At 38.1% G+C, this 2832-nt stretch carries 3 protein-coding genes; 1 reads left to right on the top strand and 2 read right to left on the bottom strand.

From position 1 onward, the window contains the following. Positions 1–1039, bottom strand: a 1039-nt coding sequence (locus tag LD39_RS15340; protein ID WP_035549138.1) for a peptide ABC transporter substrate-binding protein, incomplete at its 3' end; no start/stop codon positions are given. 526 nt (positions 1040–1565) lie between these two features. On the opposite strand from LD39_RS15340, the gene LD39_RS15345 reads away from it, so the two are divergent. Beyond that, a complete protein-coding gene (locus LD39_RS15345) occupies positions 1566–1937 on the top strand; it encodes a VOC family protein (protein WP_035549142.1) in 372 nt (123 codons plus the stop codon). A gap of 43 nt (positions 1938–1980) precedes the next feature. Here the strand turns inward: LD39_RS15345 and LD39_RS23155 are convergent. Then, a partial coding sequence (locus LD39_RS23155; RefSeq protein ID WP_035549146.1) for an alpha-1,6-glucosidase domain-containing protein occupies positions 1981–2832 on the bottom strand: 852 nt, incomplete at its 5' end.

Genomic DNA, 2832 nt, shown 5'->3' on the forward strand with positions numbered 1-2832 from the left:
CGTACCCGCCGATCGGTAATGATCCGTTGTTCAAAATAACATCCACCATGCTTTGACGATCAACAACCATTTGAATTGCTTTACGAGCATGCAAGTTCGACAAAATTTCATTTTCCTGATTCATTTTCAGAAAGAATACAGTAGGTTCTTCTTCTACACGAAACTCTTCAGAAGAGCGATATTCATCCACGAATTCAGAAGACAAGTTCGTGACATCGACTTCATCCGTCTGATACAGATTCACTGCTGATGCTGTATCTTTTACGACATTCACTTTTATTTTATCTAGTTTCACTTGATCTGCATCCCAATAATCTTCATTCTTTTCTACTGTCCAGCCTTCACCGTGGTTCCATTCTGTCATGACGAAAGGTCCATTAGATAACAACGCATCTGATTCCATCGCATAACCATCACCCTGCTCCTCTACAAACTTTTGGTTCAAGGGGAGAAATGTTCCAAACGCTGTCATGGATTCAAAGTAAGGAGTTGGTTTTTCAAGTGTGACTTCAAATGTGTAGTCATCCACAGCTTTTACTCCTAATTCATCAAGCTCTTTTTCTCCTTTAGAGACGGCCTCTGCATTTTTAATAACACCATTCATCATATATGGACCGTATTCAGAACCAATTTCAGGATCGACTGCTCTCTGCCAAGCGTATACAAAATCGTGAGCTGTCACAGCGTCACCATTAGACCATTTAGCACCTTCCCGTAAATTGAATGTCCAAACTAGACCATCTTCACTCACTTTATGGTCTTTTGCAATGCCAGGTTCTGTCTCTCCATCTTTTCCAAGTCGATAAAGTCCGTCTTTTGTTGAACCAAGCCACTGCGACGCGATTGCATCAATGGTAAGTGAGGAATCCATGGATGGGATTTCTGCGCCTTCCGTTAGACGTAAGACTTGCTCTCCGTTAGATGACGAGTTCTCTCCATCTGAATTAGATGTTTCACCACCTGTTTCTTCCCCTCCAGAACATGCTGCCAAAAGCATAATTACTGTAAGGATTATGCCAATTAAGTAACTCTTTTTCATATGTAGTAGCCTCCCCTAATATAAATATGTGAATTTGAAATAAACACATGTTCCGAATTATACAATTTTCCGAAATTTTCCGCAAATAAAAAAACAGTATCCTTCGCTCCCTTTAGTAGGATATATTTCTCATACATACTATAGAATCCTTCCGAATTGACCCATTTGATTTACTTTAACAGTGTATGAATTGGGCATTTTATCCTTGTTGCTCTTTATTAGATTAAATAACTAAGATAATAAGGATAATTATCATAGGAACTAAGTATATAATGTGAAACAAATTGTTCACACATCATATATTGACCCTTTCATCTTTCCTTTTTATATGAGAAGGAATTTTTAAAAATAAATAGAAGACAGTAGTGTACTAATTTTTGGGAGTGTCTGTATAACTAATACAAATTTTAATGGATTTAAGCTAAGAGGTTGAGCCTTATCGTTCTGATTTTTGGATATATTGCTATAAATTAAGCGGAAGCCCATGGGATGCTGTTGGTGAAAGAAATTTTAAAGGAGTGTAGTAATGAAAAGTCCGATTAAAAATCAATTGAATACTGTATTTGTGCCTGTGAGTGATTTAAAACAATCTGTTAAATGGTATTGTCAGTTACTAGGCCAAGAGTATGACGAACACAACATAAAGCTCCCTATTTACAATATGGAAATCAACGATTATACAGGTCTTCTCTTAGATGCCGGGCCAATCGGAAATAAAATCGTAATTCCTTCTCCTCACCCTCTTTTTAATTTTCACACGGATGATATTCGATCGGCTTATGAGTTTGTAAATCATAACGATTTCAAAGTGGAATCTGAAATTATTAATTATGATGATCTTGCTTTTTTCCACTTGAAGGATCCAGACGGTAATATCATCATGGTATGTAACGGCTAAAAGAATCCCCTCCTCACGAGCATGAGGAGGGGATAAGCATTTTCTAGTTATTTTTCATTTTAATAACCACTGTAGTTAGTGGATCGATGGTAAGTTCGTTTTTACCTAACTCATAACCTGAAGGTTTTTTCACCTTTTTCGTTCCGGCTTCATCAGAATCAACGACTACTTTTCCTTTCCTTAAGTCTTCCTGCAAGGTAAGGGTACGTTTTTCATCGTCAGCATTAATGAATACATAATAGGTGCCTGTCTTATCTGTGGACACATTTTTGTAAGCAATGATTAGATCGGACGGGTTGATTTCAGGTGCATTAATTAAGCTTACATGCTTATTGACCAAATCTTCTGTACCTAATCGGAAAGCGTTCGTTGATTTTCTTAGAGCGATCAAACCTTTTGTGTATTCCATTGTCTGTTTATAAATACCATTTTGAGTCACCTTCTCCCAATCAAATTGATTGATCGCATCCGATGAGTCATATGAGTCATGGATGAAATAAGGATTCTCAAATGGTGCTCCGCTTTCATTGACCATGTAGGTCGATTTAGCTTCAGGTACGCCTTCACCTAACCATTGTTTTGTCCTTCCATACTCCTGTCCTGCATGAAGGAATGAGACGCCCTGACTCATCATGATCATTGCATTCCCTAATCGTATGCGCTTTTGAATTTCTTTCTCATGGGTCGCCGGGTCTTTTTTAATGGATTGGGCGATCACATCATGCAGGGTCAAATTATCGTGCGCAGCGATATATTGAACAATATCACCAGGGTCATCTTCGCTCACATTGCTTGGCTGCGCTTTAATATTATTAAAGATTGTAGAAACGTTACGAGGACCGCCGGTAATGAAACGTGGTTCACCTTCGCTTCCGAATCCTGATTTCAACTCATT

It is taken from the genome of Halobacillus sp. BBL2006, assembly GCF_000786645.1.
Taxonomy (GTDB): Bacteria; Bacillota; Bacilli; order Bacillales; family Halobacillaceae; genus Halobacillus.